Origin of the sequence: Nocardioides baekrokdamisoli, from assembly GCF_003945325.1 — a bacterium.
GTDB classification, from domain to species: domain Bacteria; phylum Actinomycetota; class Actinomycetes; order Propionibacteriales; family Nocardioidaceae; genus Nocardioides; species Nocardioides baekrokdamisoli.
Window position 1 is genome coordinate 443,109 of the sequence record NZ_AP019307.1, and the last position, 24,204, is coordinate 467,312.

Below are 24,204 nucleotides of genomic sequence, written 5' to 3' on the forward strand. Positions count from 1 at the left end.
TGCCGTACCCGGGAACTCCGCAGGTGCACAATGGCGAGCGTGACGCAGACCTGGCTCCACCGTGCCATCGCAACGCTGGAGTCCGAGTCGGCGGCGTGCTCCGACACCCCGTTGCGCAGACTCGCGCTGCCGGCCGACTGGGGCATTGACCTCTACTTCAAGGACGAGTCCGCACACCCGACCGGCTCGCTCAAACACCGCCTCGCGCGCTCACTGGTCCTGCATGCATTGGTCAACGGTCTGGTCGATCAGGGCGCGACACTGGTCGAAGCCTCGTCGGGGTCGACCGCGGTCTCGGAGGCGTACTTCGCACAGATGCTGGGTCTCCCCTTCGTCGCTGTGATGACGCGTACGACCTCCCCGGAGAAGATCGCGCTGATCGAGGCGTACGGCGGGCGGTGCGAGTTCACCGACGACCCGTCGGCGATCTACGCCACCGCGCAACGCATCGCCGAGGAGTCCGGCGGGCACTACCTCGACCAGTTCACCAACGCAGAGCGGGCCACCGACTGGCGTGGCAACAACAACATCGCGGACTCGATCATCGACCAGATGGCGGGCGAGCAGCATCCGGTCCCGAGCTGGGTCGTCGTCGGTGCCGGCACCGGCGGCACGTCGGCGACGATCGGTCGGTATGTCCGCTACAAGCGCCTCGCCACTCGTGTATGCGTCGTGGATCCGGAGGGCTCGGCGTTCCTCGACGCTTGGACCAACGCCAACGCCGCGGCCACTGGCCCTGGGTCCCGGATCGAGGGGATCGGTCGGCCTCGCGTGGAGCCGTCCTTCGTCAGGACCGTCATCGACCGGCTCGTACGCGTCCCCGACAACGCGTCGATCGGCGCGATGCAGTGGTGCACCGATGCCCTCGGCACCCCTGTCGGCGCCTCGACCGGCACCGCGCTGTGGGGCGCGTTCGGCCTGATCGACGAGATGCGGTCGGCCGGTGAGCGCGGGTCGATCGTGGTGCTGCTGTGCGACGGCGGCGAGCGGTACGCGGACACGTACTACTCCGACCAGTGGCTGGCCGATCACGGGTTCGATCCGGTCGCGTCGCGGCACCAGATCGAGGCGTACGTGGCCGGGGCGGCCTGGCCTACCGCCTGAACAACCGCCACCAGAACGACGGGCGCGCCGGCTCAGGTGCGATCAGGCGTACGCGCTCACTGCTGGTCCCGGTGGACGCGATCAGCCACGAGCCGGCTGCGTCGACGGAGACGGTGACCGGCGCTCCGATCCACCGCAGCACCGTGAGCGTCTCGGCAGCCGTTGCGGGGGTTGACGCGCCCCAGCGGGTCACGGTGCGACCGACCGTCTGACCGGCGATGGCGACGGTGTCGACCCGGAGGCCGCGGCGGGCCGCGTCCATGACAGCCGGAGCCGCAGCCAGTGCCGTCGCCAGGTCGGGCTGACCCAGGATGACGCCGGCAATGTCGACCCGATGACCGCGGATCTGCGCCGTCGAGGTGAACAGGAACGCACCGTGGTTGCTGCCGTTGTTGCCGGTCTTGAGGCCGGTGATCCCACCCTGCCCGAGCACAGTGTCGTAGTTGGTCTTGTAGCCCACGACCGGGAACGTGGCGCCGCGCTGGGAGGCGATCGAGGCAAGGACCGGGTTGCGCATCGCGATCAGGCCGAGGTTGACCAGGTCACGTGCCGTACTCGTCGTGCCGACATGCAGACCGCTCGCGTCGCCGCCGAGGACGGTGCGATCGAGGTGATGAGCGTGCAGCCAGGCCCGCGCGTACGCGACGTAGGACTGATGGGATCCGAAGATCCAGCGGGCGAGTGAGTCGGCGATGTTGTCGGCCGACGGGATCATCAGGGCCTGCAGGGTCTGATATTCAGTGAGTCGCTCGCCGTTGATGACGCCCAAGGTCGAGGCGTTCATGCTGAGGGCCCGGTTGTAGATCTCGATGTCAGACGTGGTCAGGGTGAAGGTCGGCCCTTGCTGACCCGGAGTGAGCGGCGCCTTCTCCAGGACGCAGAGCGCCAGGATCACCTTCGCGAGGCTCGCAGTGGAGAACCGCTCGTCGACGCCGTGGCCGGCGACCAGGCCGAGACCGTCGACGGCGACGGCGGACGAACCGACCGCCGGGAACGGGAGCGCGTACGCCTCCCCCGGCGTGGTGCCGATGAGAGAGGTCGAGAGTCGGACTGAGGGAAGAGGCCGGAACCAGCAGTACGCGCCTACGGCGACCGCCGCCACCACGAGGACGGAGACGATCGCCAGCAGGCGCGTACGAAGCTCAGGCCGCCGGCGCCGTCGGCGCGACACGGATCGGGGTGGCCCAGACGAACGTGTTGGTCAGGTAGGAGTGACCGGTCCAGTCACTGCACGTAATGAGTTCGAGCACGTTGTGCGGGTTCTTCTGACCGAAGAGATTCATGGCGTCCTTGTCGACCTCAGCCTTCGAGATCTTCTGAATCCTGACCACGCGATAGGTCACCGTCGTGGCGGCGGAGATGATCGTGATCTCTGCGCCCTTGGTCAGATTACCGATGTGGTCGAACTGACCCCCACCGGTGTGCACCGTGTGCCCCGTGACGACGGTCTTGCCCGCCTTCGCGCCGGGGGTCGCGCTCTGCTTCCACCACCCGACCTGCTGCGGGTTGCGCGGCGGATCGAGGGTGAGCGAACTGGTGGCGTCGATGCCCACCAAGGGAGCGTCCACGTTGACCGACGCGATCTTGATGGTCCAGGCAGTCGGCGTCACCACAGGGTTCGGTGCGCTGGCATCGGCATCGCCGCCCTTGCCCTGGAAGAACCAGGGCAGGGCGGCGAGCACGAGCAGGATCCCGATGGCCGGGAGAATTGCCCCTTTGAGCCATCGACGCCGCGTCTCGGCGTCGATCGCGATCATCGCGCGGCGAGCCGACGGCGGTAGAGACCCAGACCGGCCGCAGCCGCCAGAGCCGTACCACTGAGAGCAGACGTCAGAGCGATGCTGTCGCTGTTGCCGGCGAGACCAGCGTCAACACCGTGCGGGATCACGGTCGGGTTGCCCGGCGTACCACCGTTGTTGCCACCACCGTTGTTGCCGCCACCGTTGTTGCCGCCACCGTTGTTGGAGGCCTTGGTGTTCGGACCACAGGTCACGTGGCCGAGCTGACCGCTGACGAGCGAGCCGCCCGCGAACTGGGCGGCGGCCGGGAGGACCTGCAGATCGAGCGCGGTGACGTCGATCTTCTTGCCCGAGTCAGAGGAGATCTGCTTGTTGAGGGTCACGTCGAGAACGCTCGCCTGAAGCGGCTGGAGCAGCGGCCCGCGGATCTGGTCGACCAGCGTGTTGATCACCGAGTCCTGGACCTGCTGCAACGTCTGACCGAGAGCGGTGGCGACAGTTCCCAGCGGTCCAGCGACACCCGGCTGACCCAGCGCCGCGGTGAGCTCGACCTTGAGCGCGTTGATCACGGTCTGGCTCACGGTGCTGAGGTCCACAACGAGGTGGGTGTTCACCGGCGGGTTCGCCGGCAACTGAAGGACGGTGATCGGCGGCTGGCCCGGGACGGTCACCGTGATCGGCACCGGCTTGGATCCACCCTGCGAGTCGACCAGGTGGGTAGCGCCGCTCGCAGCGGCCGGGGTCGCCTGGCAGGTCGCCTCGATAGCCGACAACGTGCCGCCGATCGACAGGCCCAGAGGCGTGGTCGAGAGCGCGCTCGAGACAGGACTGATGATGCTCTGCAGCAGCGGCTGCACCGTCCCGTTCAGCGCGCTGGAGACGCCGAGCGACTGGAGCAGCGCTCCGACGACCGACGTGCTGTCGAGCGTCGTGGCACCGAGCTGCAGGTTGCCGAGGCCGAGAGTGATCGGAGCACCGTTGAGCTTGCATGCGGTGTTGCCCGTGTGCACGATGCCACCACCGGTGCCGGCGATGCCGGCACACGCGAACGAGGTGCCGTTGGCGTTGGCGCCAGCGTCCTGCGGTGCCACACCGGCGCCGAGGAGGTTGTTGGTCGGCAGCACCTGGGCCAGGGTCGGCAGGGTGTCGGCATTGTTCTTGGTCTGCTTGGTGCCGTCGTTGGACGCGGTCACGATCTGGGTCACGGCCGGCGTACCGGAAATGCTGAGCTTGAGTGATTGGGCAGTCGCCTGCGAAACAGTGGTGGCTGCCAGGGCCGGAGCGGCAAGTACGCCGACCACGGTCACAGCACCAGCAGCAGCGACGGTTCGCGCCCCCATGCGGAACAACATCGTCTGTCCTCCTTGTAACGCCAGGGGTAGGTCCACCCGGCCCCTTCACCCTAATCCAGTATTTAAGGACTAGTCCAAACGACCGGTTGACTGTTACATGAACTTCATCTCGGCGCTATCACCCTCATGATCACCCCAGATGGGCCAGATACCAGTCGCCCCACGCGCCGGCCCCGAGCAGGGACGCCCATGCGCCGATCGCCATGAAGGGGCCGAACGGCACCGCCGTGTTGCGTCCGGCCCTCCCTGTGGCGAGAAGCGCCACCCCGATCACCGACCCGACGATGAACGCACCGAACGCACCCACGAGGAGGGTGCCCCACGAGACGTAAGCGGTGACGCCACCGATGATCACCGAGAACTTCACGTCTCCGAAGCCCATGGCAGCTGGTGCGATGAGCCAGATCAGTCCGTAGAACCAGCCCAACGCCGCGGCCCCCTCCAGTGAGCGGATCAGCGCATGCGACCCCCCGTTGGCGGCACCCGTCGCGGCCACCGCCAAGAGACCGGCCATGACCGCATACGACGGCAGGACGATGGCGTCCGGCAGGCGCTTCACGTCGAGGTCGATCGCTGTCAGAGCGATGCTGATGGCCGCGAACCAGAGCAGCGCCGGCCACAGCCACTGCCGGTGTGGGAAGTGCAGTGCAACGGCTGCGAACAGGGCAGCGGTCCCCGCCTCGACGATCGGGTAGCGAACGCTGATCGCGGAGTGGCAGTACGCGCACCTCCCCCGCAGCGCGAGCCAGCTCAGCACCGGCACGTTGTGCCACGGCTTCAGCGCCTCGCCGCACGACGGGCACCGGGAACCGGGGCGTACGAGCGACTCCCCCGCCGGTACGCGGTGGATCACGACGTTGAGGAACGAGCCGATCAGGAGACCGAGGACGCCGATGAGTGTGCCGGAGGCCCAGAGAGGGATCACCGGGCCGGTGCCCAGCTCATCACGCTGACGATCCGAGCGCCCGCTGTCGGCGTGACGATGTCGGTCGTGCTGTCGATCGGGTCGGTGAACGACACCCTGGCTGTCAGCGCAGGTGTTCCCGTCGTCGGGCAGGTCCCGGAATCACAGAGATAGACCTTGAGATCGACCGCCGTGAAGTTGGATCCGAGGCCCGGACCCGAGTCGGGAATCGAGACGAGCGGGTATGAGAACGAGTACTGCGGCCATCCGTTGAGGTCCGCGGAATCCGCGACCAGTCCCCACCGCAGGGCGACCGTTCCCGAACCGTTGCTGATGTTGCCGTTCACGGAGCCCACCGGCACATAGGTCGTGCCGTTGACCACGAGCGCGCCCTTGAAACTTCCGCCGCTCGCGCTGATCCCGAACAGGTCACAGTGGCTGCCACCGGTCGCGCGCACGCAGTTGTTGGGGATCGCCGTCGCTGTCTCGCCGCGCAGACGCGGTGCCCAGTAGGCGACCTGCAACTGCACCTGGTCCACCTGCGAGGTGCCCTTGGTGCTGCCGTTCTTGGCCGTCTCGATGAACTGCAGCGTGGTGTTTCCAAGATTGCCTGCCGCCACGACCGAAGCCAGATCCGACGTGAGGTCGAGCGTCTCGGTGGTCAGGGACGACTTGATTGTCGGCTGGGTCGTCGTCGAATTGTTCGCCCCTGAGCCGACCTTGAACTTCAGTGAGGGCGTCAACGTGCCGCTGGTCGGGGATTCCTGGTGCCGAAGGGTCAGGGTGACCGACTTGATGGTCGAGCCCGACGGAATGCCTGGAATGTTGAAGCCACTCAGGCTGAGGTTGGCCGTTCCACCGCTCGCCGTCGTCCATTTCTCGACGGTGCTGTCGGCGTTGGCGACCGCGGCAGCATCCGTAGGGCCGACTGGCGACACCGCAAAGCCGCCGCTCGGTGTGACTGTCGACGGCGCCGTGTTGGGCGACGTTGTCGGCGACGCCGCATAGTTCGCGGCGAGTAGCCCCCGAGCCGACGACGTCCCGTCCAACCCGTAGATGACGATGGGCGCCTTGCCGTTGTTGTACGAGCCGCACAGCTCGACATTGCCGTCCTTGCCGAGCGTCATCTGGCTGTCTCCGCCGAAGATGAACTGAACGCCTTGGGCGGTGGTGCTGTCGATCGGGCTGACGCAGGAGCCCGGGATGCTCGAACTGCCCGTCGACTGGCCGCCTACGACGTTGCCGTTCACCGTCCAGAGGTCGCCACTGTTCGCGTACTGGGAACTGTAGGTCGGGTCAGTGCTGTTGTTGTGGAAGTCGAAGTAGTACGTCCCCGGGGCGAAGGTGGCATTCGTGCAGGCATTCAAGGGAGTCACGTCCGGGTAGTAACCGGCGGTGAAGGAGCACCCACTCTGGGCACCGAGGACCCAGTTGCCGGAGGAGTCGGTCGGAATCGAATTCGGCGCAACCCCGGCGTACGGATCGTCAACGGTCCCGGCGTACGCACAGTCAACCCCCGAGGCTCCTTGAGCGCTCTTGGGCGCGTTGCCGCCGGTCGAACAGGAGGGTGCCTTCACGGTCCCCGTCGTGTAGAGATACCCCTTGCTGCTCGTGATCGCGCCGGCGGACATCACGTCACCGCGGATCGAGAATGCGCCGTTCTTGGAGCTTGCCCCCAGACCGCCCGAACCCAGGATGGTCAACGCCCGGCCGCTACCCGCGCCACCGCTGCCGCCGGAGCCCCCCGTGCTGCCGCCAGCACCGGACCCGAGGCCGAAAATGCCGGTGCCCGGGACCGGCGAGCACGTCACCGTCGCATTCTTGGTCGTCTTGCTCTGCGGGTCGCTGTAGAACGAGGAGAGGTTGACCGAGGTCTTGGCGACGATCGACTCTGGCGAACCCAGCGAACCTGACCCGCCGAAGCACCCGGTGCCGTCGATGCCGTTGTTGTAGACCCAGGGCAGCGTCACCCCGGACGGTGCTGTGATCCCGGGGGCGCTCGTCCCCAGTTCGATGTCGCTGATCGCGATCTTGGCCGCTGCGTCGGCGGCGTACTCCGTGCTGGCGACTGCCCGCAGACCGATCGTGGCCGCGAATCGTCCGTTCCCCATGTTCAGCAGCGCGACCGTCACGATGGCGATCACCGTGATCAAGATCAGTGCGACCAGCAACATCGCACCGTCGTCGCCGTGCCTCGCGGTTCGCTTCGTCATCCCTGCCTCCGTTCAGCGGTCAAGGTCGTCGTGTATCCCGTGGAGTTGTGCACGGCCTCGCTCAGATTCCGCACCACCAGCGTGATCGACACCGTGGCTGGTGGCGTCTGGGTGTTGCAGGTGGCAGGGGAGCAGGCCACGGTCGGGACCTGCGTCAGGTAGTGCGCCAGGATGTTGGTCTGCACGGTCGACCCGTTGCAGCGAGTACGCCACAGCTCGGTCTGGACCCCGGACGTCACGGTGAAGTAGACCGAAGCGTTGTTGGTGGTGGTCCAGGTAGCGGTGCTGTCCGTCGTACTCGCGCTCTTGTAGTCGTTCCACGCGAAGCCCACCACCATGTTCGCGATGGAGGTGCAACCGCTCGGCACGCCGCTGGGGACCGTGTCCCCCGGCTTCCACACCGACCCGCCGGTGCCGTAGGACACCGACCCTCCGCTGGGCGTCCCATGCGTTCCGAGACTGCTGACGTCCTGCTGCCAATACGCCGACACGAACTGCTGGTCGGTCGACTCACTCATCCGTGCCCGGGTCTCGTTCGCATTGCGCAGATAGGCGAAGAGTGTCCCGACGATCGCCACAATGATGATCCCGAGGATGGCGATCGTCATCAGGAGTTCGATCAGCGTGAACCCCTCGTCGTCGGCACCACGACGGGTCAGCATTTGCTTGCGGCACTGTAGGGGCCGGTGTTGCACGGCTTGCGCAGCACGACGGTCAACTTCTCATTGGCCTGATGAACGCCGGTGCCCGTACTGGTCACGGTCAGTACGACGAGCTGGACGCCAGTGTCCGTCGCGGCGCTGCAGGTACTGGTCCAGCCGCTGCCGTTCCAGATCTTTGCGGCTGTGGAGGTGGCGGTGAACCCGGTCGGGAGTACGGACTTGACGCTCGCTGTCAGATACTGCGTTGCGGACGCGCACGTCTTGTAGGTGCCGGACGTGTTCAACGTGTTCTGGATCTTCTCGGCCAGCGTTCGCACGTACGCGTCACTGGTGGCCTGATTGCGCCCCAGGACCGAGGCTTTGATGCTGAATTCGAAGCCACCAAGAATCGCGATCGCGCCGATGCCGATGATCACGACCGCCACGAGCAATTCGATCAGGGTCTCGCCGTGATCGTCGGTAGGGCGCACATGCCGCGCCATCACACCTTCACCTGATTGAAGACCCCGTACATCGCGGAGACGAGGGCAACGGCGACGAAGCCGACGATCAGACCCATGAAGATGATCACCGCAGGCTCGAAGAGCGACGTCAGACGCTTGATCTTGTAGTCGAGCTCGACCTCGTAGTACTCGGCGGTCACCTCGAGCTGTGTATCGAGGGATCCCGTCTCCTCGCCGACACGCAACATCTGAGTGGCCGTGCCGGGGAAGAGTTTCGTCCGCGCGAGCGGAGTTGCGAGGCCTTGGCCCTCCAACATCGCTTCGCTGACACCATCCAGACCGCGGATGTACACCAGGTTGCGCAGCGAATCAGTGGCGACCCGGAGGGCCTCCGGCAGGTTGACTCCGGCGCCCACCATCGACGCCAGCACCCGGCAGAAGCGTTCGACAAGGGCGTACTGAATGGTGTCACCCACGATCGGCACACTGAGCCAGAACTTGTCGCGGTGATAGCGAGTCTTGTCGAACCGCCCGATGAGGATGTAGCCGACAACAATCAGCACAGCACCACCCACGACCGCCGGCCACCAGGCACTGATGAAGTCGGTGAACCACAGGAGCATGCGGGTCGGCAGCGGCAACTTCGCATCGAGGCTCGCGAAGAAGGACTTGAACTTGGGGAGCACGTAGATCGCGAGCACCAACACCGTGACCACCGACATGGCGGCGATCACCGCCGGATAGATCGATGCGGCCTTGATCTTCCGACGCGCTTCCAGATCCCGTTCCAGATAGATCGCCAGTCTCTTGAGCACGGTGTCGAGTTCACCTGTCAGCTCGGCGGAGCGGACGATGCCACGGTAGAAGGGAGGGAAGGCCTTGGGATGGGCGTCAAGGCAGTCAGCGAATCGCTCACCGGTACGCAGCCCCTCCTCGATCTCGGCCATCATCCGCCGCACGGAGGAGTTGTCGGTCTCGGCACCGATCGTCTTGACGGCGTCCAGGATCGGCAGACCGGCATTGAGGAATGCCGCCATCTGCCGCGACAGATGCATCACATCGGCCAACTTGATCCGCGGTCCCGAGATCTCGTACTGCAGGATGTTCTTCTTCTCGGTCACCTGCAGATCGCGCAGACCTTGGTCGTAGAGCGCCAGTTGCACGTCGCTGAGGGTCGACCCTCGTTGGGTTCCCTGGACCTGATCGCCCTCGACGGTCACGCCGGCATATGCGAATTTCGTCATGCTTTACACCGCCACCATGTAGATCGTCCGCATCACTTCTGCCGCCGTGGTGACTCCGCTCTCCACGAGCCGAATCGCTTGCTCCTGCAGGGTCCGCATCCCTTCCGCTCGAGCCACTTCACGCATCTTGTCGTGGGGAGCGCGGTCAAGAATGAGATCGCGGATCGGCTGGCTGACGGGAAGCAACTCGTAGACGCCGACACGGTCCATGTAGCCCGTGTGCGCACAGAAGTTGCAGCCGGTCCCCCGTTCGAACCCACGTGCCGGCTCCCGACCCCCGAACGACTCGAGGAACGTCATCTCCTCAGGCGTCGGCGTGTACGACTCCAGGCACGACCGGCACGAGCGCCGCATCAATCGCTGGGCGACCACCGCGGTCACGGACGACGCGATCAGGAATGGCTCGATCCCCATGTCGAGCAGCCGGTGCACCGCAGAGACAGCCTCGGTCGCGTGCAGTGAGGAGAGAACGAAGTGCCCTGTCAACGCTGACTGCACAGCGATCCGCGCGGTCTCCACATCGCGGACCTCGCCGACGAGGATGACGTCCGGGTCCTGGCGCAGGATGCTGCGGAGCCCGTTCGCGAAGGTGACCCCCGCCTGTTCATTGATCTGAATCTGATTGATCGAGTCGAAGGTGTATTCCACCGGATCCTCGATCGTCATGAGGTTGCGTTCCGGGCTGTTCAGCTCGCCCAGCGACGCGTACAGCGTTGTGGTCTTGCCCGCCCCGGTCGGGCCCGCGCAGATCACCATGCCGTACGGGGAATGCAGCAGCATCCGGAATCGATCCGCCATGTCCCCGGGCATACCGAGCTTGGGCAGGTCGTACAGCGGGCGACTCTTGTCCAGGACCCGCATCACGACCTTCTCGCCGCCCACCACCGGGGCGGCCGAGACTCGGATGTCGACCTCCCGGCCCTCGATCGTGGTCGAGATCTGACCGTCCTGCGGCCGACGCCGTTCGACGATGTTCATGTTCGCCAGGATCTTGACCCGACTGACCAATCCGGGACCGATCGAGGTAGGCAGGTCGAGGATGTCGGACAGAGCGCCGTCGATCCGATAACGAACCCGAACCCGTTCACCCGACGGCTCGATGTGAATGTCCGAGGCTCGATCGCGCAGCGCCTGGGTGATGATCGACTGCACGACCTTGACGACTGGCGCGTCCTCGTTGACCTCAAGGTTCTGCATCCGCGCGGTCTCGCGGCGCAGAGCATCCGCCACCTCGAACTCGTGGACCTGACTGTTGACCTCCTGGGTCGCTCGGTACGAGATGTCGAGTGCGTATTCCAGGTCGCGCTGGGTACCCACGACCGCCGTCACCGGTCGACCGACGGCCTCCGAAATCATCGCGATGTGCTCGGGGGCTGGGTCGACGACGGCGACCACGACACCGTCGTCCTTGAGGAACAAGGGGACGGCCCGCAGCGTGCGGGCTCGACGGACCGTCAGGAGAGCGGTGGCATCCGGCTCAGGCGAGATCGTTCGAAAGTCTTGCCTGCTGGCGTCGAATTCCTTCGCCAGAACAGCCGCCAACGACTCCTCATCGACCGCATGACGAGCCACGAGCCTCTCGTCGAGCGGCTTGGCGCTCTCGATCAGCAGTTCCTGCTCGAGCAGTTCGGACGAGATCAGGCCCTGACGGACCAGCAGGTCACCGAGGCGTCGATCGGCCTCGGCCGCCTCGTTGGTGACCGGAGTGGGGTCGCTCCTGCGACGTTTGAACATGTGTGGACTCAGCCCATCACGCTCGCAAGGAACGACCGCGCCGAGGACTCAAGATCCTTCGGGTAGAGGCTCCGAGCCGCTGCGTCCTCGGGCGAGATCTTTCCAGCTTGGAGCAGCACCGACAGCGACTGCTCCAACGTCACCATTCCGTCCTGACCGCCGGTCAGGACACAGTTCCGCAACTGATGCGTCTTGCCCTCCTTGATCAGGTTCCTGACCGGAGCAGTCGCGACCAGGACCTCGTACGCAGCTACCAGGCCTGCGCCGATCTGCGGGATCAGGCGCTGGTAGACCACGCCTGACAACGCGGCCGCCAACTGCACTCGAACCTGGTCCTGCTGCTCAGCGGGAAACACGTCGATCATGCGGGCCACCGATTGAGCGGTGTCGTTCGTGTGCAACGTCGCGAACACCAGGTGTCCGGTCTCGGCCGCCGTCAGGGCGAACTGGATCGACTCGGGGTCCCGCATCTCCCCGACCAGCAAGACGTCGGGGTCCTCACGCAGGACCGAGCGCAATGCGTTGTGGAACGACTCGGTGTCAATACCGACCTCGCGCTGATTGACCGCCGCCTTCTTGTGATCGTGGACGTACTCGATCGGGTCCTCGATCGTGACGATGTGGCACCCGCGGTTCTGGTTGATCAGATCGATCAGCGAAGCAAGCGTGGTCGACTTGCCGGAACCTGTCGGACCGGTGACGAGGATGAGACCCTGATGTCTGAGGGCAAGGTTCCGGATGACTTGCGGGATGCCGAGTTCGTCGGGGGTCGGGATCGCCCGAGGAATCATCCGCAGAGCCAGGGCAGCGGCGCTGCGCTGCATGAAGGCGTTCCCCCGGATCCGAGCCTGATCGCGCCATGAGAACGAGAAGTCGTACTCGTACGCCCCTGCCCACACCTGCTTCTGCTCGTCGCTGAGGACCTCCTCGATGAGCGTCTCTGTGTCGCGGACCGTCAGCGCACTCGCGTCGGGGATCGGCACCAACTCGCCGCGTACACGCAGCATCGGCGGCAGGCCGACAGTCAGATGTAGGTCCGTACCCCCTTGGTTCCATAGCGATTCCAGAAGGGAGTCGATCCGGCTCCCGATGGAGCGCGGCGTTTCGTGCATGGTGTCTGCCTTCCAGGGAGAGATCTGAATCAGAGACGCGAGAGGGCCATTCGTCACGACCCCTCGCGTCGACAGACGTCAGTTGGAGATCGTCGAGCACACGGGAGTCGAAGTGACCGCACCGGTGGTGCTGTTGTAGTTGACGGTGTATCCGTTGGTGGTGACCGGCGCCGAGTGCAGGAAGCCGGCAGTCACCAAGGCAGGAATGTCAGCCGCATACCCCTGGTTCTGCGCGTAGTACGCCTCGGACGCGGTGGTCACGGTCTCGACGTCAGACTTGCAGGCAGCCGCGTGGCCGGTCTTGGTGATCCCGGAGACCGACAACACGACGATCGCGGCAAGGATGCCGAGGATCACGATGACGATGAGAAGTTCGATGAGGGTGAAGCCGGCGTCGGCGGTGCGACGAAGAGCGGAGCGGCGCATGGGAAGTTCCTTCACTATTTGTGTGGAGCAGGTCCCGAGCCGCTGCGATGTCCGACGAGAGACTCACAAGGAGTGTCTGAGGCAGAGGGTGCCGAGCCACTCCGCCGCCTGAGCCGCTCCTGAGGAACGAATCTGGTCTTATTCGGAGTTAACACCGGGGGCAGGTCGCTTTGTACGAGTTTTGACTCCCCCGAAGAGGGGATCCAGCGCGATCTGCTCGCGTCGGTCGTCTGACAGTGCCGGACCCAGCGACGCCGTTGGTCACCGACCGTGCGGTCGGAACCTCTTGCCCTCGTACATGGCCGCGTCCGCGGCCTGCTCCAGGGCGGCGTACGCAAGCTTGCCGCTGGCGACGCCGATGGACGCCGAGACCGTCGCATCGATCGTCTCGAGCCGGATGCCGGCCAGCGCATTCCGGACGCGGCGCAGGGTGAAGGCAGGGTCCTCGGTCGACCCGGTCAGGAGTGCGGCGAACTCGTCACCGCCCAGGCGCCCGACCAATCCACCCTGACCAACCGCAGCCACCAACTCGTTTGCGATCGCCACGATCGCCTCGTCTCCTACGGCATGTCCCCAGGTGTCGTTGATGATCTTGAGTCCGTCGAGGTCCGCCACGACCAGCAGCGCATCAGGCCACTGCACCAGCATCGTCTCGGCCCGCTCGCGGAAGTTGGTGCTGTTGAGCACGTGCGTCAACGCATCCATCGAGGCCATCTCTCGGAGGGATTCCTCCATCTCCTTGACGGCCGTGATGTCGCGAATGATCACCAGGGTGAGGTCCGGTCCGACCTCCTGGTGGCTGAACTCGACCCACCGCCGGGTCCCGTCCTTGCGGGTCAACCGGTTCTCATACAACCCGTGCAGGCGAGCGACCCCGTCCATCTCGACCCGCAGTCGTACCCCTTCGGGGTCCACCAGACGCAGGGTCACGGAGGTCTGGCCCAGCAGCTCCGAGCGGGAGTAGCCCGTGAGGTCGCAGTACAGGTCACTGACCTCGTAATAGACGCCGGTCGTCGTGTGACAGAGCACCACACTGTCGGCGGTGTGGCGGAAGATCGCCTCGAACATCGCGCGGTACGTGGCGCCGTCGATGTCGACAGGCGCGGCCGCGAGGTCGGCGTCTCCGCCGCGTACGCGCAGGGCCCGCTCCTCCCACGACAACGCCACGGTCCACCTCCACGATTGACGAACGGGACCAGCATGGCCGAACCCCATGCACCCCGCCTCCTCCTTACGGATATCCGCGCCCACCCGAATTCGGACGAAAGGTTGATGACCCGCGCCACAGGATGAGGCCATGATGGGCCAGTGACGGACCGAGCCCCCACATCAGTCGAGGCACTCGAGCAGCTCCAACTGGTGATGGAGGCTGCTCCCAACGCCATGCTGGTGGCCAACTCCCGCGGCGAGATCGTGGTGGCCAACGCCGAAGCATGCCGTTCCTTCGGCTACACCTCCCACGAGTTGCTCGTCCTGAAGGTCGACGACCTGGTGCCGGCCGCCAGCCGCGGTCACCACGCCGAGCTCCGGGACCGCTTTTTCGACGAACCGCAGCGCCGCGGGATGGGCGCCGGCCGCGATCTCCACGGTGTACGCAAGGACGGCAGCGCGATCCCGGTCGAGATCGGCCTGAACCCGATCCTGATCGCCGGCGAGACGCACGTACTTGCCTCCATCATCGACATCACCGAGCGGCTCTACGAGCAGACCGCTGCCGAGGACAGCCGCCGGGCGGCACTGGTACGCAGCATCCTGACGACGCTCCCGATGTCGGTCATCGCGACCGACCAGGACGGCCTGATCCTGTCTGCGAACCCGGCGACGGAGAGGATGCTCGGCTACGGGCCGGGCGAGCTCGTCGGCCGCAACCTCAGTGAGGTCGACGGGATCGAGCGACGACGTTCGGTAAGCGGCACAGCGGCCGCCACGGACATCGCGCACCCTGCCGAACGCGTCTATCGACGACGCGACGGCGAGACGCTGCCCGTGGACGAGGAGGTCGTGATCCTCCGCGATGAGCAGGGTGACGAACGCGGCTACCTCGCCGTTGCGTACGACATCACGCAGCGCATCCAGAGTCGCGAACGGGTCCAGCACATGCTCCGGCACGACCCGCTCACCGACCTTCCCAACCGTCTGGAGCTGCTCAGCCAGCTCAACCGGATCCTCGAGCAGGCCACGTACGACGGGACCCAGGCCGCCCTCCTCCTTCTCGACCTCGACCACTTCAAACGTGTCAATGACACCCTCGGCCACGATGTCGGCGACGATCTTCTGCAACAGGTGGCCCAACGTCTGATGCGGTGGGTACGCGCCGACGACATCGTCGCGCGACTGGGCGGCGACGAGTTCGTGATCGTGTTGACCGGCCTGGCACCCGACGTAGATCTCTCCCTGCGACTGGCGAGCCTGCGGGGGTTACTGCTCGCGCCCATCACTGTGCGCGGGTACGAGATGGCGGTGACCGCCAGCGTCGGCGGCGCGACCTTCCCGATCGACGGTCGCTCGGCGGCGACCCTGCTGCGGCACGCGGACGCTGCGATGTACCGGGCGAAGGCTTCCGGACGCGACACGCTGCAATGGTTCGACGACTCGATGGTCGAGGAGTTCAACGAGAAACTGGAACTCTCCGGGGCGCTTCGCCAGGCACTGGGCGACGGAGAACTCTTCGTCGTCTACCAGCCACAGTACAGCCTGCACGACGGCTGCCTCACCGGGTTCGAGGCGCTCGCCCGCTGGAAGAGCCCCACCTTCGGTCTGGTCTCCCCCGACCGATTCATCCCGGTGGCCGAGGACAGTGGGCTGATCCTGACCCTGGGTGAATGGGTAGTCCGCCAGGCCAGCAAGGACATCGTCCGGCTGCAGCACCAACTCGGCATCCCGCTCCAGGTCGCGGTCAACATGTCTCCCCGCCAACTGCGCGGACGCAACTGGCTCGCCCAGATCCTCGCCGCCCTCAACGACGCCGGCCTCCAGCCGTCCCAGCTCGCTCTGGAGATCACCGAAGGCATCCTGTTGGAGGACCAGCGTGACGTCATCGAGGCACTCAAGGCGCTGCGCGAGGAAGGCATCAAGGTCGTCGTCGACGACTTCGGCCGCGGCTATTCGAGCCTGGCGTACCTGACCCGGTTCCCGGTCGACAAGATCAAGATCGACCGGTTCTTCATCGAACCGATCGGCGTCGACCCCGATGCGGGCCCTGTCGTCGACGCGATCATCGCGATCGCGCATGCGCTGAACATGGAGGTCGTGGCCGAAGGCGTGGAGACCGCCGAGCAGGAGACGTACCTGCGTGAACACGGCTGCGATCAGGTCCAGGGATTCCGCTACAGCGAAGGCGTTTCGGCGGCAGAGGCAGCGGCCGCTCCGCTTCTCATGCCCCAACTGATCTGACGTCGGAAAACAGAAATCGCCGGCCAGGAACAGTGTCCTGACCGGCGATCTCGCCGGTGGAGGTGAGGGGACTCGAACCCCTGACCCCCTGCATGCCATGCAGGTGCGCTACCAGCTGCGCCACACCCCCGCTGGTGTTGTCCCGGAATGATCAGGCCCCGGGCAACGAGAAGAAACCTTAGCGGAGCCCTCCCGTACCAGTGAAATCAGCGGCCGGGTGTCACGTCATCCGGCAGCGTGATCGCCGGGCAGTCCCGCCACAACCGCTCGAGCGCGTAGAACTGACGCTCCTCCTCGTGCTGCACATGCACCACGATGTCGCCGTAGTCCAGGAGCACCCAACGTCCCTCGCGGGCGCCTTCACGGCGGATCGGCTTGACACCGACCTCGCGCAGCTTGTCCTCGATCTCGTCGACGATGGAGGAGACCTGACGCTCGTTGCTGGCTGATGCCAACAGGAAGGCGTCGGTGATCGCCAGCTGCTCGCTGACGTCGAACGCCAGGATCTGGGTCGCCAACTTGTTCGAGGCGGCACGTGCGGCCACCTCGATGAGTTGGAGCGAGTGCTCGTTTGCGGTCACGAATCCACCTTCTCGGTGTAGAGGTTGTGCTTGGAGATGTACTGAACAACGCCGTCCGGCACCAGGTACCAGACGGGTTCGCCACGCAGCTTGCGGGCGCGACAGTCACTGGAAGAGATCGCCAGAGCGGGAATCTCAAGAATGCTGATCCGATTTTGCGGGAAGCGCGCGAGTTCCGCCTCATCGAGGACGTACCCAGGTCGGGTGCAACCGATGAAATGCGCCAACTCGAACAGGTCCTCGACGTCACGCCAGGTGAAGATCTTGGCCAACGCGTCCATGCCGGTGATGAAGAACAACTCGGCGTCGGGATAGTCGGCCCGAAGGTCGTGAAGAGTGTCGATCGCGTACGTGGCGCCGTCGCGGTCGATGTCGACGCGACTGACTTCGAAGCGGGGGTTGGCGGCGGTCGCGATGACCGTCATCAGATACCGGTCCTCAGCCGCAGAGACCGTACGCCCGCGCTTCTGCCACGGCTCGCCAGTCGGGACGAAGACGACGAGATCCAGCCCGAACTTGGACTGAACCTCGGACGCGGCCACCAGGTGGCCGTTGTGGATCGGGTCGAAGGTCCCGCCCATGACCCCGATCCGCTGGGGCATACGACTCAGGAGTGCTCGCGGCCACCGGCGAAGAGCACCAGGCCCAGCACCATGAGCACGAAGATGCCGAGAGCAACGATGCCGACCGGGCTCTGGACGGCGAGGAAGATGTCCTGCGAAAGCATGGGTGCAGCCTAGCGGACCCGAGGCGTACGCCTTAGCGCACGTGCCCGTCGCCTGTGATCACGAACTTGGTGCTGGTCATCTCCGGTAGCCCCATCGGCCCGCGGGCGTGCAACTTCTGGGTCGAGATGCCGATCTCGGCACCAAAACCGAACTCGCCGCCATCAGTGAAGCGGGTCGAGGCGTTGATCATCACCGCGGCCGAGTCGACGGCGGCCGCGAAACGACGAGCGGCCCGCTGGTCCTCGGTCACGATCGCCTCGGTGTGTCCGCTGGAGTACCGCCGGATGTGCGCGATGGCGGCGTCGATGTCCGGGACCACCGCAGCCGAGATGTCAGCAGCCAGGTACTCCACGGCGTAGTCGTCCTCGGTCGCCTCGACGACACCGTCGAAAGCCCGGAAGGCGACATCGCCGTGAACCGTGACGCCCGACTCCTGGAGACCGGCGATGATCTTCGGCAGGAAGGTGCCCGCCACCGATTCGTGGACCAGCAGGGACTCGGCTGCGTTGCACACCGAGTTCCGCTGGGTCTTGGCATTGAGCACGATCGCGTACGCCTTCTCAAGATCCGCGGCCGCGTCGACGTACACGTGGCAGTTGCCGACCCCGGTCTCGATCACCGGCACGGTCGAGCCCTCGACGACGCTACGGATCAGATCTGCGCCGCCGCGCGGGATCAGGACGTCGACGAGCCCGCGAGCGGTCATGAGTTCCTTGACGGTCTCGCGCGAGTCCGCGGGGACGAGCTGGATGACGTCCTCGGGCAGACCGACGCTCGCGGCAGCGACGCGCAGGACATCCACGATCGCGGCGTTGGAGACGGCAGCCGAGGAGGAGCCGCGCAACAGCACCGCGTTGCCGGACTTCAGGCAGATGCCGGCCGCGTCAGCGGTCACATTCGGGCGGGCCTCATAGATGATCCCGATGACACCGAACGGGACCCGCACCTGGCGCAGTTCCAGCCCGTTCGCCAGGGTCGAGCCGCGTACGACCTCGCCCACCGGGTCAGGCAGGCCCGCGACCATCCGCAACCCGTCAGCCATGTCCACCAGGCGGGGGCCGGTCAGTCGGAGCCGATCGATGACGTTGGGCGGGGTGCCGTTGGCCTCCGCACGGGACACGTCCTCAGCATTCGCCTCGAGCAGCGCCGGCTCGTGGGCGAGCAGCGCGTCCGCCATCGCATGCAGCGCAGCGTCCTTGGTCGCGCGCGAGGCCAGGGAGATCTCGTACGACGCCTCCCGGGCGCGACGAGCAAGCGTGGTGACCGACGATGTCATGACACCAGCCTACGGACGTACGCGGACGGACCCTAGGGGTAGGTCACGGGTGCGTACGGCGGGTCACCCTGCGGTCGCTGCCCGAACGGATGCGTGTAGTGCGCCCAGTTGTAGTTGAAGACGCTCTGGAAGCTGTTGAAGTAGCCGGTGCCCGAGAGCCGGACGACCTGCTCGTCGTTGTAGTACGCATCCGTGGCCCAGCTCTCCGAGCCGGTCCACACCAGGTTCTCCTGCTTGCCGTTGAAGTTGCCGCTGACCGCGAGCGCGTGCATGTGGGTGTAGAGGCCGGGCACCCAGCAGTAGGTCTTGACCGTGTAGCCCGTGGTGTCGTCGGTCGAGCAGACCTGGTACTTCCAGCGCCAGGTCTGGTCACCGACCCAGATCCCGGCCGACTGCAGCGCGTTGACCGCGTCCGTGCTCGGTTGGGTGGTGATCACCCGGACGTCGCAACCGGCCTTCGCGAGCAACCCGAGCATGTGCGCGACGTCGTACCCACGTGCGCCCTGGAGCGCCCTGATCGAGACGCGGACGAGGGTGCGCCCGTTCTTGCCGTAGCCGGTGGAAGCGTTGCATCCGACTTGAGACAGCGCCTGCTCGAGCCAGTCGTTGGCCGACCCTGCGAGCAGCGGCGCCACTCGGTAGCACTTGGTCGTGACCGTGGCACTGCACGGCGGTGTGGTCGGACCCGCCATCTGCGAGAGCGTCGTGATGATCCGCGGGTAGGTGTAGAGGATGCTCCCACTCACCGCGTAGTTGAGCCCCGTCCAGTCAGTCGGTCTCCGGTCGCCGCGGGACTCCTGGAAGATGTGGTCGAAGCCCGCGTACGCGGCAGCGTTGTTGACCATCTCGTACCCGTCGAACCACTGGAACGCTGCGCCGCCCCAGCTGTAGTTCGAGGACGCTGCGACCACGACGTTGGTCCCGCGTCCAGCAGTCGTCACCGCGAAGACCTTCGTGTGCGGGACGCCCGTGGCTGCCGAACGGCAGGCGGCCTTGCAGATCCGATAGAAGCTGTTCGCTGCGGGGTTCGTACCCAGGTTCTGCTGCAGGTACGGAACGTTGCCGCTGACGATTCCCTGCCCCTGGAGCACCCGGACGTTGACCCCACGCTTGAAGGCGTTGACCAGCGCGTACGTCAGATCCTGACCGTCCACGGTGTACGAGATCATCTCGATCGTCGCACCCTTGGGGGCGTGGTTGGTGAGGTCGATGATCTCCTGATTGATCGTCTGCTGCTGGCGGGAGTTCCCCAGCGGGTTGTTGAAGATGACCTTGGACGTCGGGTTGTACGAGTCCAGAAGCGACACGACCAGCAGACCCGTGGACCTGCCGTACTTGTCCACCAGGACGTACGGGATGTGTGCCCGGGCGAACGGGTACTGGTGCGCGTCGACCGAGATGGTGACCATCCCCGCGGACGTCACAGTCGCCTTGATGCCCGGGTTGTACTGGTCACCACCGATGAAGATGTGCGACAGCGCCGATGCGGGGCACGGGGACGTGAGGTCGTCGCACTTGGCGGTCGAGAGCAGGTTGAACGTGAGGGAGTGACCGGTCCAGACCGACTTGCCGATGTTCGGCGTGACGGGCGCATGACCGACGGTGATGGTGATCGTGTTCGACGAAGAACCGTTCTGGTCCCAGATCCGGTAGGCCACGGTGACGGCGGTCCCCGGGGCGACGCTCGCACCCACCGCGATGCTGACGCTGCCGTTGTTCAGAGAAGTGGCGGTCACGCCGCTCACCGACGGCGCACCGACTGCCAGTCGCTTGAGCGCGGAGTACGCGCAAGGCGGCGTGCTGTTGCCACCGCAGGTCGAGGCCCGTAGCACGTTGACGACCGTTGTCTGGCCCGGCGACCCGAAGATGTTCGCGGCTGCGGCGTTGGGCAGCACGACCGTCGTCGACGGCGTGACGGCCGGTGTCGAACTGCTGGTGGACGTCGCCGTGGGCGTGCCAGTGGCCGTCGCCGTGCTGGTGCTCGTTGCGGTCGGCGTGCTCGAACCCGCACCGAGTGCAGCGGTTTCAAACGGAAGCAGACCGACCAACAGAGTGAGAGTGACCGTCGCAACTGCAGCCAACGCGCCCCGCCCGTACTTCTTCAAACTCACTGCGCTCCCCGACCTCAGTGTGGCGGTCCGACTCCCCCGAATTGGCCAGACCTGCTGAACATTTCACCAGATGTCACCAGCGAAATGTCTAATTAAGCACAAAGGGAGCGTCGTCACATGGTGACGACGCTCCCTTTGTCAGAACTCGTCAGGCCTTGCGGCGCTTGATCTCCTCGACGAGAGCCGGGAGGACCGTGTGCAGGTCGCCGACGACACCGAAGTCGACCAGCTCGAACATCGGGGCCTCTTCGTCCTTGTTGACGGCCACGATGGTCTTCGAGGTCTGCATGCCGGCACGGTGCTGGATCGCACCAGAGATGCCGTTCGCGACGTAGAGCTGCGGCGACACCGTCTTGCCGGTCTGACCGACCTGGAACGTGTGCGGCTTCCAGCCCGAGTCGACCGCGGCACGAGAAGCGCCGACAGCGGCACCGAGCTCGTCGGCCAGGGCCTCGACCGCAGTGAAGTCACCGCCGGTCCCACGACCACCGGAAACCACGATGGCGGCCTCGGTGAGTTCGGGGCGACCGGTCGCCTGACGCGGCTGCGAAGCCACGATCTGAGCGGTCTTGGCGGCATCCGAGATCGTCACAGCGACCGGGGTCACGGTGCCAGCGCCAGCCGACTCCACCGGAGCAGCCGAGTTCGGCTTGACCGTGATGATCGGCGTGCCCGTGGAGACCTTCGCGGTCACGGTGAAGTTGCCCGCGAAGACGCTCTGGGTGGTCACACCGTCCGCAGTGACATCCACCGCGTTGACGAGCAGACCCGAACCGAGCTTGATCGCCAGACGACCGGCAACCTCGTTGGTCTCACCGTTCGCCGGGATCAGGATCGCGGCCGGCGAGGCGGCGGCAGCAACCTGCTGCAACGCCTCGGCCTTGGGAGCCACCAGGTAGCCCTTGATTTCGGCGTCGTCGACGACGTACACCTTTTCTGCGCCGTACGCCTTGACGACGTCCGCGACAGCGGCGCCCTTGTCAGCGGCGCCGATGAAGACCGCGGACGGCTCGCCGAGCCGCTTCGCGATGGTCAGCAGCTCGAGCGTGGGCTTCTTGACGACGCCATCGACGTGGTCAACGAGAACGAGAACCTCAGCCATAATCAGATCCCTTCCCGGTCTCAGATGAACTTCTTGGACGCGAGGAACTCGGCCAGCGCCTTGGCGCCCGAGCCGTCCTCGTCCTTGACGATCTCGCCGGCGGTCTTCGCCGGGCGAGCGGTGATCGTGTCGACCGCGGTCCAGGAAGCACCGGCACCGACCGAGGCAGCGTCGATACCGAGGTCGGCCAGCGACCAGGTCTCGAGCGGCTTCTTCTTCGCAGCCATGATGCCCTTGAAGGACGGGTAGCGGGCTTCGCCCGACTGGTCCGTCACCGAGAGGACGAGCGGCAGCGTGCCACCGATGACCTCGGTCGCGGCGTCGCCGTCGCGCTTGATGCGGACCTGGTCGCCCTGGGTCTCCACGACCGCGGCCTGGGTGACCTGCGGGAGGCCGAGGCGCTCAGCCAGCATCGCCGGGACCACGGAGAGACCGGCGTCGGTCGACGCGAGGCCACCGACGACGAGGTCTACGGGGCCGATCTTCTTGATCGCCTCGGCGAGGACCAACGAGGTCGCGACGGCGTCAGAGCCGGCGATCGCGTCGTCCACGACGTGGAAGCCTTCGTCGGCGCCCATCTGGAGAGCCTTGCGGACAGCCTGCTCGGCCTCAGCCGGACCAACGGTCAGCGCCTTGACGATGATCTCCTCGTCGGCGCGCTTCTCCTTGATCTGGAGCGACTGCTCCACGGCGTACTCATCGAGCTCGGACAGCAGGCCCGGGACGTTCACACGGTCCACGGTGTTGTCGGCCTCGAACGCACGGTCAGCCGTCGCGTCGGGCACGTACTTCACAAGTACAACAATGTTCATGGTGGTCGGCCGGAGTGGCCCCTCCTCGGTTTACGCGTCGGTTGATCGGCACGATGTCAGTAACGACGGCATGTTACCGGCTCGCCACGCGTCGGACGTACGCGAGTCGGCGTTGGACATCTCACATGTGTCGGGTGTGCGGCAGGTCGTCGATCAGGCTCGGACCGTAGCGCCGGATCGCCCAGCCCAGGCCGTAGCCGATGCTCAGCCAGACCAGGGCGCCCAGGCCCCAGTTGAAGAGGCCGTCACGCGTGGCGGCGGCTCCTCCACTGAAGGTGACCAGACCGTCGATCCGCTTGAACATCCCCAGGGACATCGATCCGGAGAAGTTGTAGACGAAGTCCACGAAGCCGTTGGTCGCATCCGCATTGGCGGCCACGAGGATCGCGCCCAGCGCCATCACGAAGGCAACTCCCGCACCGACGAGCGTCACGACCGCACCCACGGCGGGTACGAAGTCGCGTAGCTCCGGTGGTGCGAGATCAGCGTCCAACGAACTCTGCCTTGCCCGGGCCGTTGGCCAGGAAGGACGCCATCCCGATGGCCCGGTCCTCGGTGGCGAACACTGCGGCGAACTGCTGCTGCTCGATCGAGAGACCGGTCGTGATGTCGACCTCGAGACCGCGGTCGATGCACTCCTTCGCGGCGCGAAGCGCAAGCGCCGCCGCCCCCTTGAACTGGCTCGCCCACGCGACCGCCTCGGTGTAGACCTCGTCGGCAGGAACGACCTTGTCGACCAGCCCGATCGCCAGCGCTTCGTCAGCCTTCACGAAGCGGCCGGTGAAGATCAGGTCCTTGGCCTTCGACGGCCCGATCAGCCGTGCCAAGCGCTGGGTCCCGCCGGCGCCGGGGATGATGCCGAGCAGCACCTCCGGCTGACCGAACGTCGCGTTCTCGGCTGCGATCCGGATGTCGCAGGCGAGGGTCAGCTCACAACCGCCGCCCAGTGCGTAGCCCGTCACAGCTGCGACTGTGGGCTTCGGAATCTGTGCGATTGCTGTGGAAGCCTCTGAAACTCCGCGAGTGGCCCTCACCATCTCGACATAAGACATCTCGGACATCTCGGCCACGTCATTGCCGGCCGCGAACAGGCGCTCGCCGCCGTACACGACCACGGCGCGTACGTCGTCGCGCTCCGTCGCCTCGGCGCATGCGGCGCGGAGTTCAGCCTGCAACTGGAGGCTGATCGCGTTCATCTTCGGGCGATCGAGGCGGATGGTGCCGACACCGTCGGCGACTTCGAGGCGTACGAATTCAGACGTCACGCG

The 24,204-nt window shown here is 65.8% G+C and carries 23 protein-coding genes and 1 tRNA gene; 3 read left to right on the forward strand and 21 right to left on the reverse strand.

Translation table 11 applies throughout. The features are described 5' to 3' along the window. Positions 1–30 precede the first annotated feature (30 nt). On the forward strand, positions 31–1,104 hold the full coding sequence (locus tag KCTC_RS02020) for a PLP-dependent cysteine synthase family protein (protein ID WP_125566295.1): 1,074 nt from the start codon (positions 31–33) through the stop codon (positions 1,102–1,104). Here KCTC_RS02020 and KCTC_RS02025 read toward each other — a convergent pair. From KCTC_RS02025 to KCTC_RS02080, 12 genes are all read right to left on the reverse strand, one after another. Continuing rightward, entirely contained in the window at positions 1,094–2,275 is a 1,182-nt protein-coding gene (locus KCTC_RS02025) for a D-alanyl-D-alanine carboxypeptidase family protein (protein WP_125566297.1), read from the reverse strand. The genes KCTC_RS02020 and KCTC_RS02025 overlap by 11 nt on opposite strands. Further along, positions 2,247–2,861, reverse strand: a complete 615-nt coding sequence (locus tag KCTC_RS02030) for a class F sortase (RefSeq protein ID WP_125566299.1) — start codon at positions 2,859–2,861, stop codon at positions 2,247–2,249. The genes KCTC_RS02025 and KCTC_RS02030 overlap by 29 nt, the downstream gene beginning before the upstream one ends. After that, the gene (locus KCTC_RS02035) at positions 2,858–4,195 is read right to left on the reverse strand and encodes a hypothetical protein (protein WP_164512433.1); all 1,338 of its coding nucleotides are present in this window, start codon (positions 4,193–4,195) and stop codon (positions 2,858–2,860) included. Before KCTC_RS02035 ends, KCTC_RS02030 begins: the two co-directional genes overlap by 4 nt. A 130-nt stretch (positions 4,196–4,325) precedes the next feature. Next, a complete protein-coding gene (locus tag KCTC_RS02040) occupies positions 4,326–5,120 on the reverse strand; it encodes a prepilin peptidase (protein ID WP_197715227.1) in 795 nt (264 codons plus the stop codon). Then, positions 5,117–7,312 carry a hypothetical protein gene (locus tag KCTC_RS02045; protein ID WP_125566303.1) on the reverse strand — a complete coding sequence of 732 codons (2,196 nt, stop codon included), beginning with the start codon at positions 7,310–7,312 and terminating at the stop codon, positions 5,117–5,119. The genes KCTC_RS02040 and KCTC_RS02045 overlap by 4 nt, the downstream gene beginning before the upstream one ends. Further along, positions 7,309–7,974, reverse strand: coding sequence for a type II secretion system protein (locus KCTC_RS02050; RefSeq protein WP_125566305.1), 666 nt, complete (start codon positions 7,972–7,974; stop codon positions 7,309–7,311). The genes KCTC_RS02045 and KCTC_RS02050 overlap by 4 nt, the downstream gene beginning before the upstream one ends. Then, positions 7,968–8,444 carry a prepilin-type N-terminal cleavage/methylation domain-containing protein gene (locus KCTC_RS02055; protein WP_164512434.1) on the reverse strand — a complete coding sequence of 159 codons (477 nt, stop codon included), beginning with the start codon at positions 8,442–8,444 and terminating at the stop codon, positions 7,968–7,970. The genes KCTC_RS02050 and KCTC_RS02055 overlap by 7 nt, the downstream gene beginning before the upstream one ends. 11 nt (positions 8,445–8,455) lie before the next feature. Then, positions 8,456–9,661: a type II secretion system F family protein gene (locus KCTC_RS02060; RefSeq protein ID WP_125566309.1), complete on the reverse strand. Its 1,206-nt coding sequence runs from the start codon at positions 9,659–9,661 to the stop codon at positions 8,456–8,458. Between the two features lie 3 nt (positions 9,662–9,664). After that, positions 9,665–11,395: a GspE/PulE family protein gene (locus KCTC_RS02065; protein ID WP_125566311.1), complete on the reverse strand. Its 1,731-nt coding sequence runs from the start codon at positions 11,393–11,395 to the stop codon at positions 9,665–9,667. A gap of 8 nt (positions 11,396–11,403) precedes the next feature. Next, positions 11,404–12,507: a type IV pilus twitching motility protein PilT gene (locus tag KCTC_RS02070; RefSeq protein WP_125566313.1), complete on the reverse strand. Its 1,104-nt coding sequence runs from the start codon at positions 12,505–12,507 to the stop codon at positions 11,404–11,406. Positions 12,508–12,585: 78 nt separating this feature from the next. Next, entirely contained in the window at positions 12,586–12,933 is a 348-nt protein-coding gene (locus tag KCTC_RS15210) for a competence type IV pilus major pilin ComGC (protein WP_125566315.1), read from the reverse strand. Positions 12,934–13,194: 261 nt separating this feature from the next. Beyond that, complete coding sequence (locus KCTC_RS02080; RefSeq protein ID WP_164512435.1) at positions 13,195–14,100, reverse strand: sensor domain-containing diguanylate cyclase; 906 nt, start codon at positions 14,098–14,100, stop codon at positions 13,195–13,197. Positions 14,101–14,241: 141 nt separating this feature from the next. Between KCTC_RS02080 and KCTC_RS02085 the strand changes: the two genes are divergently transcribed. Beyond that, positions 14,242–16,326 carry a putative bifunctional diguanylate cyclase/phosphodiesterase gene (locus KCTC_RS02085; RefSeq protein WP_125566319.1) on the forward strand — a complete coding sequence of 695 codons (2,085 nt, stop codon included), beginning with the start codon at positions 14,242–14,244 and terminating at the stop codon, positions 16,324–16,326. 57 nt (positions 16,327–16,383) lie between these two features. Here the strand turns inward: KCTC_RS02085 and KCTC_RS02090 are convergent. From KCTC_RS02090 to KCTC_RS02110, 5 genes are all read right to left on the reverse strand, one after another. Next, positions 16,384–16,456, reverse strand: a tRNA-Ala gene (locus KCTC_RS02090). A gap of 76 nt (positions 16,457–16,532) precedes the next feature. Next, positions 16,533–16,907, reverse strand: a complete 375-nt coding sequence (gene rsfS, locus KCTC_RS02095; protein WP_125566321.1) for a ribosome silencing factor — start codon at positions 16,905–16,907, stop codon at positions 16,533–16,535. Further along, entirely contained in the window at positions 16,904–17,509 is a 606-nt protein-coding gene (nadD, locus tag KCTC_RS02100) for a nicotinate-nucleotide adenylyltransferase (protein WP_125566323.1), read from the reverse strand. Before nadD ends, rsfS begins: the two co-directional genes overlap by 4 nt. A 157-nt stretch (positions 17,510–17,666) precedes the next feature. Then, on the reverse strand, positions 17,667–18,911 hold the full coding sequence (locus tag KCTC_RS02105; RefSeq protein ID WP_125566325.1) for a glutamate-5-semialdehyde dehydrogenase: 1,245 nt from the start codon (positions 18,909–18,911) through the stop codon (positions 17,667–17,669). A 32-nt stretch (positions 18,912–18,943) separates the two neighbouring features. After that, positions 18,944–20,647, reverse strand: coding sequence for a phospholipase D-like domain-containing protein (locus tag KCTC_RS02110; RefSeq protein WP_164512436.1), 1,704 nt, complete (start codon positions 20,645–20,647; stop codon positions 18,944–18,946). Between KCTC_RS02110 and KCTC_RS14605 the strand changes: the two genes are divergently transcribed. After that, positions 20,637–21,080 carry a hypothetical protein gene (locus KCTC_RS14605; protein WP_164512437.1) on the forward strand — a complete coding sequence of 148 codons (444 nt, stop codon included), beginning with the start codon at positions 20,637–20,639 and terminating at the stop codon, positions 21,078–21,080. The two genes, KCTC_RS02110 and KCTC_RS14605, sit on opposite strands and share 11 nt — an antisense overlap. A 90-nt stretch (positions 21,081–21,170) precedes the next feature. Here the strand turns inward: KCTC_RS14605 and KCTC_RS02115 are convergent, their stop codons facing one another. The 4 genes from KCTC_RS02115 to KCTC_RS02130 all read right to left on the reverse strand — a co-directional run bounded on the left by KCTC_RS02115 (position 21,171) and on the right by KCTC_RS02130 (position 24,201). Continuing rightward, positions 21,171–22,124, reverse strand: a complete 954-nt coding sequence (locus KCTC_RS02115) for an electron transfer flavoprotein subunit alpha/FixB family protein (protein WP_125566329.1) — start codon at positions 22,122–22,124, stop codon at positions 21,171–21,173. Between the two features lie 20 nt (positions 22,125–22,144). Further along, positions 22,145–22,918, reverse strand: coding sequence for an electron transfer flavoprotein subunit beta/FixA family protein (locus KCTC_RS02120; protein WP_231998793.1), 774 nt, complete (start codon positions 22,916–22,918; stop codon positions 22,145–22,147). Between the two features lie 139 nt (positions 22,919–23,057). Beyond that, on the reverse strand, positions 23,058–23,429 hold the full coding sequence (locus KCTC_RS02125; RefSeq protein WP_125566333.1) for a hypothetical protein: 372 nt from the start codon (positions 23,427–23,429) through the stop codon (positions 23,058–23,060). Further along, complete coding sequence (locus KCTC_RS02130) at positions 23,419–24,201, reverse strand: enoyl-CoA hydratase/isomerase family protein (RefSeq protein WP_231998794.1); 783 nt, start codon at positions 24,199–24,201, stop codon at positions 23,419–23,421. Before KCTC_RS02130 ends, KCTC_RS02125 begins: the two co-directional genes overlap by 11 nt. Positions 24,202–24,204: the final 3 nt, after the last annotated feature.